The organism is Acidovorax sp. GW101-3H11 (assembly GCF_001633105.1).
GTDB lineage: Bacteria > Pseudomonadota > Gammaproteobacteria > Burkholderiales > Burkholderiaceae_C > Acidovorax.
The window spans coordinates 70,743-85,281 of record NZ_LUKZ01000006.1; the positions used below are offsets into that span (position 1 = coordinate 70,743).

14 protein-coding genes are annotated in these 14,539 nt (G+C 68.1%); 6 read left to right on the plus strand and 8 right to left on the minus strand.

Annotation, left to right across the window (positions count from 1 at the left end):
• Position 1: 1 nt before the first annotated feature.
• Entirely contained in the window at positions 2 to 1,162 is a 1,161-nt protein-coding gene (gene sucC / locus A1D30_RS05025) for an ADP-forming succinate--CoA ligase subunit beta (protein ID WP_063459696.1), read from the minus strand.
• A 180-nt stretch (positions 1,163 to 1,342) separates the two neighbouring features.
• Here sucC and argC point away from each other — a divergent pair, with 180 nt between their 5' ends.
• Positions 1,343 to 2,275 (plus strand): N-acetyl-gamma-glutamyl-phosphate reductase, encoded by a 933-nt coding sequence (argC, locus tag A1D30_RS05030; RefSeq protein WP_063459697.1) that lies wholly within the window; start codon positions 1,343 to 1,345, stop codon positions 2,273 to 2,275.
• Positions 2,276 to 2,348: 73 nt separating this feature from the next.
• Here argC and recX read toward each other — a convergent pair whose 3' ends face one another.
• Positions 2,349 to 2,807, minus strand: a complete 459-nt coding sequence (gene recX, locus A1D30_RS05035; protein ID WP_063459698.1) for a recombination regulator RecX — start codon at positions 2,805 to 2,807, stop codon at positions 2,349 to 2,351.
• A 138-nt stretch (positions 2,808 to 2,945) separates the two neighbouring features.
• Entirely contained in the window at positions 2,946 to 4,025 is a 1,080-nt protein-coding gene (recA, locus tag A1D30_RS05040; RefSeq protein WP_063459699.1) for a recombinase RecA, read from the minus strand.
• Positions 4,026 to 4,167: 142 nt separating this feature from the next.
• Between recA and A1D30_RS05045 the strand changes: the two genes are divergently transcribed.
• Positions 4,168 to 4,668, plus strand: coding sequence for a helix-turn-helix domain-containing protein (locus A1D30_RS05045; protein ID WP_063459700.1), 501 nt, complete (start codon positions 4,168 to 4,170; stop codon positions 4,666 to 4,668).
• On the opposite strand, the gene A1D30_RS05050 is transcribed toward A1D30_RS05045, so the two are convergent.
• The gene (locus tag A1D30_RS05050) at positions 4,641 to 5,612 is read right to left on the minus strand and encodes a LysR substrate-binding domain-containing protein (protein WP_063459701.1); all 972 of its coding nucleotides are present in this window, start codon (positions 5,610 to 5,612) and stop codon (positions 4,641 to 4,643) included. The two genes, A1D30_RS05045 and A1D30_RS05050, sit on opposite strands and share 28 nt — an antisense overlap.
• A 108-nt stretch (positions 5,613 to 5,720) precedes the next feature.
• On the opposite strand from A1D30_RS05050, the gene A1D30_RS05055 reads away from it, so the two are divergent.
• Together A1D30_RS05055 and A1D30_RS05060 are read left to right on the plus strand one after the other, a co-directional pair.
• On the plus strand, positions 5,721 to 6,686 hold the full coding sequence (locus tag A1D30_RS05055; protein WP_063459702.1) for a tripartite tricarboxylate transporter substrate binding protein BugE: 966 nt from the start codon (positions 5,721 to 5,723) through the stop codon (positions 6,684 to 6,686).
• Between the two features lie 254 nt (positions 6,687 to 6,940).
• Positions 6,941 to 7,873 (plus strand): N-formylglutamate amidohydrolase, encoded by a 933-nt coding sequence (locus A1D30_RS05060; RefSeq protein WP_063459703.1) that lies wholly within the window; start codon positions 6,941 to 6,943, stop codon positions 7,871 to 7,873.
• Positions 7,874 to 7,897: 24 nt separating this feature from the next.
• Here A1D30_RS05060 and A1D30_RS05065 read toward each other — a convergent pair whose 3' ends face one another.
• The 3 genes from A1D30_RS05065 to A1D30_RS05075 form a co-directional block, all read right to left on the minus strand.
• Entirely contained in the window at positions 7,898 to 9,109 is a 1,212-nt protein-coding gene (locus A1D30_RS05065; protein ID WP_063459704.1) for a serine hydrolase domain-containing protein, read from the minus strand.
• Between the two features lie 101 nt (positions 9,110 to 9,210).
• The gene (locus tag A1D30_RS05070; protein WP_063459705.1) at positions 9,211 to 10,623 is read right to left on the minus strand and encodes a HAMP domain-containing sensor histidine kinase; all 1,413 of its coding nucleotides are present in this window, start codon (positions 10,621 to 10,623) and stop codon (positions 9,211 to 9,213) included.
• On the minus strand, positions 10,620 to 11,276 hold the full coding sequence (locus A1D30_RS05075; protein ID WP_063459746.1) for a response regulator: 657 nt from the start codon (positions 11,274 to 11,276) through the stop codon (positions 10,620 to 10,622). Before A1D30_RS05075 ends, A1D30_RS05070 begins: the two co-directional genes overlap by 4 nt.
• A 148-nt stretch (positions 11,277 to 11,424) precedes the next feature.
• Between A1D30_RS05075 and A1D30_RS05080 the strand changes: the two genes are divergently transcribed.
• Positions 11,425 to 12,099, plus strand: coding sequence for a response regulator transcription factor (locus tag A1D30_RS05080; RefSeq protein WP_063459706.1), 675 nt, complete (start codon positions 11,425 to 11,427; stop codon positions 12,097 to 12,099).
• Positions 12,100 to 12,179: 80 nt separating this feature from the next.
• Positions 12,180 to 13,631, plus strand: a complete 1,452-nt coding sequence (locus A1D30_RS05085; protein ID WP_063459707.1) for a sensor histidine kinase — start codon at positions 12,180 to 12,182, stop codon at positions 13,629 to 13,631.
• A 186-nt stretch (positions 13,632 to 13,817) separates the two neighbouring features.
• Here the strand turns inward: A1D30_RS05085 and A1D30_RS05090 are convergent, their stop codons facing one another.
• Complete coding sequence (locus tag A1D30_RS05090; protein ID WP_063459708.1) at positions 13,818 to 14,534, minus strand: hypothetical protein; 717 nt, start codon at positions 14,532 to 14,534, stop codon at positions 13,818 to 13,820.
• Between the last annotated feature and the right edge of the window lie 5 nt (positions 14,535 to 14,539).

Genomic DNA, 14,539 nt, shown 5'->3' on the forward strand with positions numbered 1-14,539 from the left:
CTTACTTGACGGCAGCAACGATCTTGGTCGCAGCTTCGGCCATGGTGTCTGCAGCGATGATGGGCAGGCCGGACTCGGCCAGCATCTTCTTGCCCAGCTCTTCGTTCGTGCCCTTCATGCGCACGACCAGCGGCACGCTCAGGTTCACGGCCTTGCAGGCTGTGATCACGCCGGTGGCGATGGTGTCGCACTTCATGATGCCGCCGAAGATGTTGACCAGAATGCCTTCGACCTTGGGGTTCTTCAGCATGATCTTGAAGGCTTCGGTCACCTTCTCGGGGGTGGCACCGCCGCCCACGTCCAGGAAGTTGGCCGGCTCGCCGCCGAACAGCTTGATGGTGTCCATGGTGGCCATGGCCAGGCCGGCGCCGTTCACCAGGCAGCCGATGTTGCCGTCCAGGCTGATGTAGGCCAGGTCGAACTTGGAGGCTTCCACTTCGGCCGGATCTTCTTCGTCCAGATCGCGGAAGGCCACGATTTCGGGGTGACGGAACAGGGCGTTGGCGTCAAAGTTGAACTTTGCGTCCAGGGCCATCAGGTTGCCCTTGGAGTCGCAGTTCAGCGGGTTGATTTCCACCAGCGACGCGTCGGTTTCCATGTAGCACTTGTAGATCTTGGCGAAGATGTCTACGGCTTGGTCCACGGAGGCACCAGTCAGGCCAATGGCGGCGGCCACTTTGCGGCTTTGCGCTTCGGTGATGCCAGCGATGGGGTCGATCATCTCGGTGATGATCTTCTCGGGCGTGGAGTGGGCCACTTCCTCGATGTCCATGCCGCCTTCGCTCGAAGCGATCAGGGCCACCTTTTGCGTGGCGCGGTCGGTGACCAGCGACACATACAGTTCGTTCTTGATGTCGGCGCCGTCTTCAATGTACAGGCGGCGGACCTTCTGGCCCTCAGCGCCCGTCTGGTGCGTGACCAGTTGCATGCCCAGGATGTCGCTGGCGCGTGCCTTCACATCGTCAATGGTCTTGGCAACCTTCACGCCGCCGCCCTTGCCACGGCCACCGGCGTGGATCTGGGCCTTGACCACCCACACGGGGCCGCCGAGCTTTTGGGCTGCTTCGACGGCTTCTTGCACCGTGAATGCGGGAATGCCACGCGGAACGGGCACACCAAAATTGCGCAAGATTTCCTTGCCTTGGTATTCGTGAATCTTCATGAGGTCTCTCTCAGGGAAGGGTGGTATTTACCCGTTTGCCATGATCAGATGTCTGGCCGCGGGCTTGGAACATGGCAACCAGCGACTGTATCATGTTGCAACGCACCATCCCATGTGCCTAGTACGTACATCCCCTTACCATCGGGCCACAGCCCGTTGTTGCACACCAAGGAACACCCCATGTCCAAAGTCTTTATTGATGGCGAAGCAGGTACCACGGGCCTGCAGATCCGCGAGCGCCTGCAGGCCATGCCGCAGATCGAGCTGGTCAGCATTGCGCCCGAGCTGCGCAAAGACCCGGCCGCCAAGCGCGACCTGATTGCGGGCGTGGACCTGGTGGTGCTGTGCCTGCACGACGATGCCGCGCGCGATACCGTGGCGATGGTCGATGAGATCGAGCGCAGCTCGGGCCGCAAGGTCAAGGTGATCGACGCCAGCACGGCCCACCGCACGGCCGACGGCTGGGTGTACGGGTTTCCAGAACTCGCAGCATCGCAGACGCAGGCAGTGCGCGACGCCACCCGCGTCTCCAACCCCGGCTGCTACGCCACGGGGGCCATTGCCATGCTGCGCCCGCTGGTCGATGCGGGCCTGATCCCTGCAGACTACCCCCTGAGCCTGCCCTCGGTCTCGGGCTACTCGGGCGGCGGCCGCACCATGATCGAAGCCTACGAGGCAGGCACCGCAGCGCCCTACGAGGCTTATGCGCTGGGCCTGTCGCACAAGCACATCCCCGAAATCCTGCGCTACACCGGGCTCACACGCCGCCCGGTGTTTATCCCTGCGGTGGGCAACTTCCGCCAGGGCATGCTGGTGCAGTTGCCGCTGCACCTGGACTTGCTGCCGGGCGCGCCCAAGGCCAGCGATCTGCACGACGCGCTGGCCAGCCACTACAGCCACACCAACACGCCCGAGCAGTGGGTCAGCGTGCTGCCGCCCACCGATGATTTGAAGCTGGCCGCCGACACACTGACCGACACCAACAAGCTGGAACTGCGCGTGTTTGCCAACGAGCAATACCGGCAGGCCGTGGTCATCGCGCGCCTGGACAACCTGGGCAAGGGCGCCAGCGGCGCGGCGGTGCAAAACCTGCAGCTGATGCTGGGCGTGTAACCGCCACAGAGCGCCCAGAGTGCGTCTGGGCGCACCAGGAGGTGGGGCCGGTGCCCCGCCGTTCGCAGTGCGCTCAACCCCCGTCAGACTCGTCGGCGCCCAGCACAGCGCGCCGCACAACATCCCCTGAGAACCCCCGCGCCAGCAAAAAGCGCATCTGCTTGGCGCGGGCCTGTGGGTCTGCTGCGGGCTCGCCAAACTTGCGGCGCCACACCTCGCGGGCGCGCTCCAGTTCGCTGCCCTGCAACTGGGCCACGGCCTGCTGCACCGCGTCGGCGCCCAGGCCTTTGGACTGCAGCTCCTGCCGTATGCGCGCTGCGCCCAAGCGGCCCGCGCGGCGGTTCAGCACCGAATCCACCACCCGCGCCTCGCTGATGAAGTCGCGTGCCTGCAGGTCGTCGAGGAGGGCGTTGAGGTCATCGCCCTCCTCAACATGCGGAGCCAGCTTGCGCAACAGCTCCGCGCGCGAGTGTTCGCGTTGGCTCAGCAGCCGCAGTGCGCGCCCCTTGAGCGACAGCGTGGTGAAGCCCATGGTGATTGGAATATTCAAAATTGATAGCAAACAAAGCTTTGCTATCGCGCGGTGAGGCCTTGTTTGGCTTAGATTGTGGATGCCTGCCCGCCGCCAAAACCTTGCGGGCCTTGTTCTGGCGGCATGGCAGTTCTTGGCTTACGCCTCGTCGCTGTCGGCGCTGGCCTGCGCCAAGGCGGCGGGCAGCAGCGCAATGCCCAAACCCTCACGCACTTTGTTTTCGATTTCACGGGCCAGGTCCGGGTTCTCACGCAAAAACTCGCGGGCATTGTCTCGGCCCTGGCCGATTTTTTCGCCGTTGTAGGCGTACCAGGCACCGCTCTTTTCCACGATCTTGGCGGTCACGCCCATGTCGATGATCTCGCCCTCGCGGCTGATGCCTTCGCCGAACAGGATGTCGAACTCGGCCGTCTTGAAAGGCGGGCTCACTTTGTTCTTGACCACCTTGACCTTGGTTTCGTTGCCGATGGCCTCGTCGCCCTTCTTGATGGTGCCGGTGCGGCGGATGTCCAGGCGCACCGAGGCGTAGAACTTGAGCGCATTGCCGCCGGTGGTGGTTTCGGGCGAGCCGAACATCACGCCGATCTTCATGCGGATCTGGTTGATGAAGATGACCATGCAGTTGGTCTTCTTGATCGTGGCGGTGAGCTTGCGCAGCGCCTGGCTCATCAGGCGGGCCTGCAGGCCGGGCAGCGCGTCGCCCATCTCGCCTTCGATTTCGGCCTTGGGTGTGAGTGCGGCCACCGAGTCCACGATGATCAGGTCCACAGCGCCCGAGCGCACCAGGCTGTCCACGATTTCGAGCGCTTGTTCGCCCGTGTCGGGCTGGCTGATCAGCAGGTCGGACAGCTGCACGCCGAGCTTCTGGGCGTATTGCACGTCGAGGGCGTGTTCCGCATCGACGAAGGCGCAGGTGCCGCCTTGCTTTTGCATCTCGGCCACCACCTGCAGCGTGAGCGTGGTCTTGCCCGACGATTCCGGGCCGTAGATTTCGACCACGCGGCCCCGGGGCAGGCCGCCCACGCCCAGGGCAATGTCCAGGCCCAGCGAGCCGGTGGACACCACCTGGATGTCCTCGATCACCTCGCCTTCACCCAGGCGCATGATCGTGCCCTTGCCAAACTGCTTCTCGATCTGGGCGAGCGCAGCGGCCAGGGCCTTGGCCTTTTCGGTGTTCACGGGCAATGCGGGGTTGGTGCCTTTGACTGCGACGTCCATGAGAAAACTCCTTGAGAAACAACGGGTTGGGTGTTTGCATGGCTCTGCAATTAATTACAGGCTGGATGCTTGAACAGTAGTTTATGCGAGCCGTCTTTTGTTGTTCAAGGATAATTTGGTCAGTTTGCCTGACAATTTGAACATGCCTGATTCGCCCCTTCCATCCCCTGCCGACGACGGCTGGCGCCAGACCCACCTGGGTCGCCTGCTGGGCCACGCCATGCGCCGTTTCGACGCGCGGGTGCTGCAGCTCATGGCGCACAACGTGGAGGTGCCGCTGGCCCTGTCCAACCTGGCTGCGCGCGACCAGGTGACGGCCGCCCATGTGCACATCACGCGCCACCTGGCGCTCTCGGGCGACCGGCTGACCGACCTGGCACAGCGCGCAGGCATGACCAAGCAGGCCATGGCCAACCTGGTGGACCAGTGCGAGGCCTGGGGCCTGGTCACGCGCGAGGCCGACCCGCTGGACGCCCGTGCGCGCCGCGTGTGCTTCACGCCCGTAGGGCTGGCCTGGCTGCAGGCCTTCCAGGACGCCGTGGCCCAGGCCGAGGCCGAGTTCCGCGAAGAAGTGGGGCGTGACGTGGCCACAGTGGTGGCCATCGGGCTGGAAGCCTATGCAGGCGGGGGCGCTGCAGGCTGAAGGGGGCTGGCGACGCCCTCGCCCGCCACCACCGGCTCTGCACAGGCCAGCAGCCACTGCCGAAAACACTGCAGCGCATGCAGCTGCGTGCGCCCCTCGGGGTAGCAGAGCCAGTAGCCCACGGTGCTGGGGTAGCCGCCGCGCAGCGCCGCGTCGGCCAGGGGCTCACGCACCAGCCCGGCGGTGATCTCGTCCTGCACCAGGCAGCGCGGCACCAGCGCCAGGCCCATGCCCGCCATCACCGCGCGGATCATGGTCTGGAACTGGTCGAACTGGGGCCCGGCCAGCGGGTCGATGTGGCCCGGCACGTCATGGGTTTCGCTCCAGCGCAGCCAGGCTTCGGGCACGGTCACATGGCGCAGCAGGGTGTGGCGCGCCACATCGCGCGGGGTGTGGATGGGCCAGTCGGCCACCTTGTTGCGGGGCGCGATCAGAGCCACGTCGTGGCCGGTGATGTAGTGCGCGTGGGCGCCGGGCCAGTGGCCGTCGCCGAACAGGATGGCGCAGTCCAGCTCGGGCCGGTCGAAGTTGTAGCTGTGCATGTAGGGCACAAAATGCAGCGTGACCTGCGGGTGCTGCTGCTGGAACTGCGGCAGGCGCGGGATCAGCCACTTGGCGGCGAAGGTGGGCAGGCTGGACAGGTGCAGCGCGCCGCCGCCGTCGTCGCTGGTGATCAGCTCCAGCGTGGCGGCCTCCAGCTGGGCCAGCACCGCGCGCACGGCCTTTTCGTAGCGCTCGCCCGCCGGGGTCAGCGCCAGGCGCTTGCGGCTGCGCTCGAACAGCGGCACACCCACCCAGCCCTCCAGCTCCTTGACCTGCTTGCTCACGGCGCTTTGTGTGAGGTGCAAGGCCTCGGCCGCGCGCGACACGCTGCCGAACCGCGTGACCATGGAAAACGCGCGCAGCAGGTGCAAAGGGGGTGAAAGTCGGCGCAGAGAGGACATGGTCTTGGGGTCAGTTCATTCCATTGTGGAATGTTATCAGGCGTATCCATTGCTTGGTTCTTGGGTGTGCCTCCCTTAATCTCTGGGCTCCTTAAAGGAGATGAGCCCATGCAACGCCGTCACATGCTTTCAGCGCTGGCCGCTGTATCTTTCGTTCCTGGAATATCTTTGGCGCAAGAGGGCAAGCCCTTGCGCATCCTTGTGCCCTTCCCGCCCGGGGGCGCGACCGACATCACGGCCCGCAGCTTGCAGGAGCCACTGGCCCGCATCCTCAAGCAGCCCGTGGTGCTGGAGAACCGGGGCGGCGCGGGGGGCTCCATCGGCATGGCCGAAGTCGCACGGGCCCCTGCGGACGGCTTGACACTGGGTGTGGCCACGCTGTCCACCCACGGCGTGAACCCTGCCGTTTACAGCAAACTGCCCTATGACCCCATCAAGGACTTCGTGGGCGTGACAGAGATCGTGAAGGCGCCCGGTGTGGTGGTGGTCAATCCCGCTGTCCTGCCTGCCAAGGACCTGGCGGACCTGGTGAGGCACCTCAAGGACAACCCCGGCAAAGTGTCCTATGCAACGCCGGGTAACGGCACCATTGGCCACATGTGGGGCGAGTTGTTCAAGCGCAGCGCAGGTGTCTCCATGGTTCACATCCCCTACCGGGGTGCAGGCCCGGCCATCAACGACGTGCTGGCTGGGCAGGTGGGGGTGTACTTTGACCAGGTGGCCTCCTCGCTGCCGCACATCAAGGCGGGAAAGCTCAAGGCCCTGGCCGTGTCGTGGCCCGTGAGACTGGACGTTCTGCCCGATGTGCCCACCTACGCCGCGCTGGGCTACAAACAGGCCAACGAGCCTTCCTGGTTTGGCCTGGTGGCCCCGGCTGGCACGCCCACGGCAGCGGTAGACCGCATCCAGCAGGCCGTGGCGCTTGCCCTCAAAGAGCCCGCCGTGCGCGAGCGCCTTGCAGGCCAGGGGCTGTATTCCTCGGGCACGACCTCGAAGGAGTTCACCGCGCAAATTGCCCACGAGATCGACAAGATGAAGGGGGTTGCCGCCTATGCCAAGGTGGTGCTCGATTGAGATCCGAGATCGGACGCCCCTTGAGCCCATTGAGCCCTTTGAGCCGCTTGGCACCTTCCCCGAGGGGAAGGCGGCCAGCGCGGCGGCTCTGACCGGGCCGTGCCCGCATCACAGAAAGATTCCCATGCCGGGCCCGGGAGCCCGGCGGCCACAGCCGATGGAGAAGATGGATGACTCTTTTTTAAGGGATAACCATGGCCTCCATCCGGTCTGGGCGGCTAGGCCAGCCGCCCCACTTTGCGCACACTCTGCCTATGCATGCAGCCTTGAGACTGATCCACCACCGATTCCAGCAAGCCCAGCCCGGCGTCACCGGCTCGCCGGGGATGGCCGCCACGCCATCGGCAGCCACCGTCACCGCCGTGCCGGGCAGCACCCCGCTGGTGCTTGACTCGCCCCACAGCGGCACGCAGTACCCGGCCGATTTCGGCTCCGCCTGCGACCTGGCCACCCTGCGCCGGGCCGAAGACACCCACGTCGAAAAAATTTATGCCTTTGCCCCCGCGCTCGGCGTGGCCTGGGTGGAGGCGCACTTCCCCCGCATCTACCTGGATGCCAACCGCGACACCACCGAGCTGGACACCTCCCTGCTCGACGGCGACTGGCCCGACCCCATCTCCACCGACCCCAAGGTGCTCAGCAAGGTGCGCCTGGGCAAGGGCCTGGTCTGGAAGTTCACCGACGAAGGCGAGCCCATCTACCACCGCCTGCTCACCGTGGCCGAAGTGCGCGCGCGCATCGACCGCTGCTGGCGCCCCTACCACGCGGCCGTGGCCCAGGCCATTGACGCGGCCCATGCACGCCACGGCTACAGCATCCACCTCAACTGCCACTCGATGCCCGCCGTGGCGGGGCGCTTTGCCACCGAGTTTCCGGGGCTGGAGCATGCCGACTTTGTGGTGGGTGACCGCGACGGCACCACGGCCAGCCCGGCGCTGTCGGCGCTGATTTGCGAGCACCTGCGCGCGTGTGGCTACAGCGTCGAATACAACCACCCCTATAAGGGCGTGGAGCTGGTGCGCCGGTATGGCCACCCGGCGCAGCACCGCCACAGCATCCAGGTCGAGATCAACCGCAAGCTCTACATGGACGAGCAGACGCTCGCGCAGGTGCCCGAGGGCATGGCGCGGCTGCAGGCGGATCTGAAAGCCCTGGTGCAGAAGCTGCTGGCGCACGACCCGCGCTGAGCAACCGGCGCAGGCCCGGCGGGCTCAGGCCAGCAGCGTGGAGACCCCTTCGTAGAGCAGGCCCATGCTGTCCGCCGTGGCGATGTTGCTGTGTGCCAGGCCCGCGCGCGAACCATCGAGTGCGACCACCGACAGCGCCTGAAAACCCGCGTCCTGGCCGTTGTGCAGCAGCCAGCCTGTGCCGTGCGCCGCATGCACCAGCCAGCCCAGGCCATAGCGGCCTGCGGGGGCATGCCCCAGGTCCTGCAGGCCCTTCACATAGCTGCGCGGCAAGGGGGTTGCGTCGCCGCGCAATGCCTGCAGGTGCCACTGCAGCCACCGTGCGTCCTCCTCCACCGTCAGGCTCACGGCGCCTGCCGGGTCCAGAATCTCCAGCCACACACGTTCCGGCGCTTCGACCAGCGGCAGGGGCTGCAGCCGCCCGTCCAGGATTTCATGCCCGGCGGGCTGCTGGCTGCCCGCACGCATTGGCTCCCCCACAAAGAGCGAAAGGCCCAGAGGCTGGGCCACGCGCTGGCGCAGCAGATCTGCCCATCCCAGGCCCGTGGCCGCGCGCAGCATGCGGGCCGCGAGCGCATAGCCTGCGTTGGAGTAGGCAAAGCCCGGGTCTGCGCCCGTCCCGCGAACGGGCGGCTGGCGCAGCAGCCACTGCAGGAAGAACGCCTCCGCCTGCGCAGGTTGTTGCCAGCGCGCCAGCACCTCGGGGCCCACTGCATTCACGAACAGGTCCACGTCTTCGATGGCCGAAAACCCCATCACCCCGGCGCGGTGGTCCAGCAGGTCGCGCAGCGTGATCTGCTGGTAGGCGGGCAGGGCGCTCCGCGCCAGCTCGGGCAAGGCCTGGGCCAGCGTGCTGTCCCAGCGCAGCAGGCCCTGGTCCACCACGCTCGCGGCCGCGCAGGCCGTCATGGCCTTGGTGTTGGAGCCGATGGCCATCAGGTCGCCGGTGGCCAGGGGCGCATTGCCACCCAGGCGGCGCAGCCCCGCGACGGCGGTGTGGACCTGGTGCGGGTCCGCCCACCCGGCTGCGGCGCCCACCACGCCCTGCTTCACCAGCCCTTGGGCCAGGGCCTGCACCCGCTTGTGGGCTTCGCGGGGGCCGTCGTCGTCGCCCCCACCGCAGGCGGTGAGCACACTGCCCAGTGTGGACAGGCTTGCAGCGGCCAGCCAGTGGCGGCGTGAGAGGAGGAGGGCGCCGCGCGCCGTGAACGGGGTAACAAGGCGGGTAGGGTTCATGGCATCTCATGAAGTGAAGAAGATGCCGGGATTGTTGAAACGCCAACCTTGGGCGAACCCAAAGATCTGTGTGGGCAATGGAGGCTGCCGGGTGCGGGTTGTCAGCCCGCCACCGGCCAGCGCAGCGTGAAGCCCACGCCCCGCCCGTGCAGCCCCGGCCCCAGGCGGACCTGCCCACCCAGGTGGCTGATGGCCTGCTGCGCAATGGTGAGCCCCAGGCCCGATCCGCTGCTGCGCGCGCGGGGTGAGCGCCAGAAGCGCTCGAACACCCGGTCTTGCTCACCGGCCGCTATGCCCGGGCCGTCGTCGGCAATCCAGACCACCACGTCGCCGCCCTCCTGCCGCACCCGCAACTGCACCTCGCGCCCCGCGCCCGGGCCGCAGCCGTGTTTGAGCGCGTTGTCCAGCACATTGCCCAGGGCGGACCAGAGCAGCTGGCGGTCGAACGGCAGCGCCAGGGTGTCCGGGCCGTCAAGCGACAGATCCACGCCCAGGCCCTCGGCCCAGCCCGCGCGCTCGGCCAGGCAGTCCTGCAGCAGCGCCATCAGGTCCTGGGGCGCGGTGGGGTGCAGCGCGGGGGCTTCTTCCAGTGCCGCCAGCGTGAGCAGCTGTTCGCTCAGGTGCGCGGCGCGCTGCACGGCGCGCGTCAGCGCCTCGCTGGCCTGCGCGCGTGCGGGCCCTTCGGGGGCTTGCGCCAGCACATGGGCCTGGGTGGCGATGACGGCCATGGGCGTGCGCAGCTCGTGGGCGGCGTCATGCACCAGCGCCTTCTCACGCGCCAGGTGGGCCCGCAGGCGGGCCAGCAGCTGGTCGAACGACTGGGCCAGGCCGTGCAGCTCGCGCTGGGGCGGCAGGTGCTGCAGCGGCCGCAGGTCGTGGGCCGAGCGTGCGGCGATCTGGGCACCCAGCCGCGCCAGCGGGCGCAGCCCCGTGCGCACGGCCAGCCACAGCGGCAGGCCCACCAGCGGCAGCGCCAGCAGCACCGAGGCCGCCAGGTCTTCGCCCATGAAGCCCAGCAGCCGCGCGTCGGCCAGGCGGGGCTCGGCCACCACCACGCGCCAGGGGCCCGTGCTTTCCCACGCCACCCAATGGGGTATGCCGGCCACGTCCATCGCGGCATGGCCCGTGTCGCCTGCCAGCGGGACGGCCGGGAGCCCGGCCGTGCTGCTGTGCAGCAGCTGGCCTGTGCGGTCCTGCAGCTGCAGCAGCACCGAGGTGCCCTGCAACAGGTCCACATCGGCGCGCATGGCGTTGAGGGTATGGGCCATGCCGTGCACCAGCGCGCGGGCCTCGGCGGGCTGGTCCAGCGTGGCCAGCGCCCCTGCCAGCCCCTGGGCGAGTTGGCGCACGCCGGGGTTGGTGTCCATGGCGCGGAAGTGGGTGATGGCCGCCTGGCCCAGCAGCACCAGCCACACCAGCGCCATGGCCGCGAGCAGCGCCAGCAGGGTGCGGCGCATGAGGCTCGGGCCCCACCAGCCGCGTGGGGGCGCGGGGGTTTCGGTCGGTGGTGTCATGGCTGCAGCCGGTAGCCCACGCCGCGCACCGTGACCACGCGCTCTGCGCCGATCTTCTTGCGCAGGTTGGAGACATGCACCTCCAGCGTGGCGGCGTCCAGCGCGTCGCCCAGGGGTTCGAGCCGCTGGGCAAGCACGTTCTTGGCCACCACCTTGCCGGGTTCGCGCGCCAGCTCCACCATCAGCCGGAACTCGCGCGGCGACAGCGCCAGGCGCTCGTCGCCCAGCCAGGCTTCGTGCCGCCGGGGCGCCAGGCGCAGCGCGCCCAGTGCCCATTCCTCGCTGGCCTGGCGCGCACTGCGCCGCAGCACGGCGTGCAGGCGCGACAGCAGCTCGGGCACATCGAAGGGCTTGAGCACGTAGTCGTCGGCGCCGCCGTCCAGGCCGTCGAGCCGGTCCTGCAAGGCGGTGCGGGCCGTGATCACGATCACCGGCAGGCTGAGGCCCGCGCGGCGCCAGCGGCGCAGCAGCGCCATGCCCTGGCCGTCGGGCAGGGTCAGGTCCAGCAGCACGGCGGCGATCTCGTTGGCGTCGGGCAGGGGCGGCGTGGCGGCCACGCTGCGCAGCCATTGCACTGTGAAGCCGCCCTGCTGCAGGGCTTGCAGCAGAGCCTGGCCCAGGTCCAGGTCGTCTTCGATGAGCAGGATGTGCATGGCCGCCATTTTCCGTGCCCCAAGCTTGCAGCCAGCCAAAGGCGCCGGACGGTGAGCTGGCGCCTTGGGCCCCCTAAAATCCTCGCACAGGCAGACAATGACGACACAGGCCCGCCCACGGGCCGCACCACCCAAGGAGACAGTCCGCATGCGCATCCTCATTGCCGAAGACGACCAGGTGCTGGCCGATGGCCTGCTGCGCACCCTGCGTGCCTCGGGCGCCGTGGTGGACCATGTCGCCAGCGGCACCGAGGCCGATGCGGCGCTGATGACCAACAACGAGTTCGACCTGCTCATCCTGGATCTGGGCCTGCCCAAGATGCACGGGCTGGAAGTGCTCAAAAAGCTGCGCAGCCGGGGCTCGGCCCTGCCGGTGCTCATCCTCACCGCCGCCGACAGCGTGGAAGAGCGCGTGAAGGGCCTGGACTTTGGCGCCGACGACTACATGGCCAAGCCCTTCAGCCTGCAGGAGCTGGAAGCCCGCGTGCGTGCCCTCACGCGCCGGGGCATGGGCGGCACCAGCAGCTCCATCAAGCACGGCCCGCTGGTGTACGACCAGGCCGGCCGCGTGGCCACCATCGACGGCAAGATGATCGAGCTGTCGGCGCGCGAGCTGGGCCTGCTGGAGGTGCTGCTGCAGCGCGCGGGCCGCCTGGTGAGCAAGGAGCAGCTGGTGGAGCGCCTGTGCGAGTGGGGCGAAGAGGTGAGCAACAACGCCATCGAGGTCTACATCCACCGCCTGCGCAAAAAAATCGAGGGCGGGCCCATCCGCATCGCCACCGTGCGCGGCCTGGGCTACTGCCTCGAGAAAATCCCTGGATAGTATGAAATTGATAGCTATCAAGGCATGATGGATGCGCGGTAGCGGCCAATTTTCTTCATAAAACCAGCACGGCAAACGCCTTGAAGATCTTTCAGCGAGAGCAGCGCTCCCTGTTCGGCGAGATCCTTGACTGGATGCTCACGCCGCTGCTGCTGCTGTGGCCCGTGAGTCTGGCGCTGACCTGGCTGGTGGCGCAGGGCCTGGCCAACAAGCCGTTCGACCGCGCGCTGGAGTACAACGCCCACGCCCTGGCCCAGCTGGTCACCGTGGCGGGCGATGCCGCACAGTTCAACCTGCCCCAGCCCGCCAGCGAGATCCTGCGCGCCGACGACTCCGACATCGTCTACTACCAGGTCATCGGGCCGGGGGGCGAGTTCCTGTCGGGCGAACGCGAGCTGCCCGAGCCCGCAGCCGACGAGGTGCCCCTGTCCGGCGAGGTGCGCCTGCGCGACGCCGAGATGCGTGGCATCGAGATCCGCGTGGCCTACATCTGGGTGCGGCTGCCGCTGCCCGGCACCCCCATGGCGCTGGTGCAGGTGGCCGAAACGCGCGAAAAACGCAGCGTGCTGGCCACCGAAATCATCAAGGGCGTGATGCTGCCGCAGTTCGTCATCCTGCCGCTGGCCGTGCTGCTGGTGTGGCTGGCGCTGGCGCGCGGTATCCAGCCGCTGAACCAGCTGGAGCAGCGCATCCGCGCGCGCAAGCCCGACGACCTCTCGCCGCTGGACGACCGCACCGTGCCGCTCGAAGTGGCGCCCCTGGTGGCGTCGGTGAACGACCTGCTGCAGCGCTTGAACGACTCGCTGGCCACGCAAAAGCGCTTTCTGGCCGACGCCGCGCACCAGCTCAAGACCCCGCTGGCGGGCCTGCGCATGCAGGCCGACCTGGCCCAGCGCGAAGGCACCAGCACCGAAGAGCTCAAGCGCTCGCTGCAGCAGATCGGCCGCTCCAGCATCCGCGCCACCCACACCGTCAACCAGCTGCTCGCGCTGGCCCGTGCCGAGGGCAGCGGCGTGGGCATTGCCCGCCAGCCCTGCGACCTGGCGCGCCTGACCATCGAGGTGGTGCGCGACTCGGTGCCGCGTGCGCTCGACAAACACATCGACCTGGGCTACGACGGCGCCGAGCCCGGCGCCCCCGGCGTGGCGCTGGACGGCAACCCCACGCTGCTCAAGGAGCTGGTGCGCAACCTGCTGGACAACGCCATCAACTACACCCCCTCCACGGCCGAGAAACCCGGCGTGGTCACCGCCCGCGTGCTGGCAGACACCTTTGGCCAGGTTCTGCTGCTACAGGTCGAAGACTCCGGCCCCGGCGTGCCCGAGGCCGAGCGCGAGCTGGTGTTCCAGCCCTTCTACCGCGCGCTGGGCAGCGAGGCCGACGGCTCGGGCCTGGGCTTGCCCATCGTGCTGGAGATCGCGCGCAAGCACGGCGCCGAGGTCACGCTTGAAGACGCCCGCCCCGGCCAGCAACCGCCGGGGGCGCGCTTCAGCGTGCGGTTTGTGGCGCGGGACGTGGTGGCGGAAGGCTAGCGTGTCTGCGATTGCGGGGGGGGGGGGCGCGCTGTGTGCTACACGCAGCCGTTCTTTGACGCTGGCGCAGCCTCGCCAGAGATGCCGAGCAAGGGCCGCCCCGCAGCGAGGGCATCGTCCCCCTTCCCGAACTGCGCAGCAGTTCGAGAGAAGGGGGAAGCGGCGCAGCCGCTCAGGGGGTTGTTGTCAGGTGCAACTGCGCAGCGTCTTGCCCGCCATGGCACTGCGCAGGGCGTCCAGTTGGGGGCGCAGGGCATCGTTCACGGCGGGCAGGCGCAGTGTGAAGCCGGGGGCGTCGGGGCGCTCCTGCACCACGCGGGCCGTGCGCACGCCCTTGGTGCCCAGGTTGGCCAGCTCGCGCTCGGCGGCGTCCTTGGTGGTGAAGCGGCCCAGCGAGAGACCCAGTTCGAGCGTGCCCCCGGCGCGGTCGTGGTCCACCTTGCGGGCGCGCAGCTCGGCCCGTTTTCTGTCCAGCGTTTCCTGGTCTTCGAAGCGGCCCATGTAGACCATCCAGCGGCCTGCAATGGGCGTGGGCTCCAGCGCCCAGCTGCCCTGGGGCAGGCCTGCAGCGGCGGTGCGCAGGGCCTCGGCCTGGCGCTCGTCAAACACACCGGCCTGCAGGCATTCGGCGGGGTCGGTGGCGGCGGATGCGGGGGTGTCGGTGGCTGCGGTGCTGGCGGCGGGGGCTGCCGGTGTGGCAGGGGCGGGCATGGGKGCGCTGGAGGAGGTCTTGCTCGCATTCACCTTCAGGATTTGCAGCGTTTCGGGCCGGATCTGCTGGTTCATGCGCTGGGGCTCGGCCTGCTCCTGCGGGGCCCAGCCCCAAGGGCGCAGATGGCCCTGCGACCACGCGAAGTAGCCCGCGTTGGCCAGCAGCAGCACGATCACGGCGAGTCGGAGCATGGGGG

Coding starts and splice junctions, on each gene's coding strand:
- A1D30_RS05045 (WP_063459700.1), top strand. CDS start 4,168: ATGCCTGATTCGCCCCTTCCATCCCCTGCCGACGACGGCTGGCGCCAG.
- A1D30_RS05065 (WP_063459704.1), bottom strand. CDS start 9,109: ATGAACCCTACCCGCCTTGTTACCCCGTTCACGGCGCGCGGCGCCCTC.
- A1D30_RS05055 (WP_063459702.1), top strand. CDS start 5,721: ATGCAACGCCGTCACATGCTTTCAGCGCTGGCCGCTGTATCTTTCGTT.
- A1D30_RS05060 (WP_063459703.1), top strand. CDS start 6,941: ATGCATGCAGCCTTGAGACTGATCCACCACCGATTCCAGCAAGCCCAG.
- A1D30_RS05075 (WP_063459746.1), bottom strand. CDS start 11,276: ATGCACATCCTGCTCATCGAAGACGACCTGGACCTGGGCCAGGCTCTG.
- recX (WP_063459698.1), bottom strand. CDS start 2,807: ATGGGCTTCACCACGCTGTCGCTCAAGGGGCGCGCACTGCGGCTGCTG.
- recA (WP_063459699.1), bottom strand. CDS start 4,025: ATGGACGTCGCAGTCAAAGGCACCAACCCCGCATTGCCCGTGAACACC.
- A1D30_RS05070 (WP_063459705.1), bottom strand. CDS start 10,623: ATGACACCACCGACCGAAACCCCCGCGCCCCCACGCGGCTGGTGGGGC.
- sucC (WP_063459696.1), bottom strand. CDS start 1,162: ATGAAGATTCACGAATACCAAGGCAAGGAAATCTTGCGCAATTTTGGT.
- argC (WP_063459697.1), top strand. CDS start 1,343: ATGTCCAAAGTCTTTATTGATGGCGAAGCAGGTACCACGGGCCTGCAG.
- A1D30_RS05050 (WP_063459701.1), bottom strand. CDS start 5,612: ATGTCCTCTCTGCGCCGACTTTCACCCCCTTTGCACCTGCTGCGCGCG.
- A1D30_RS05080 (WP_063459706.1), top strand. CDS start 11,425: ATGCGCATCCTCATTGCCGAAGACGACCAGGTGCTGGCCGATGGCCTG.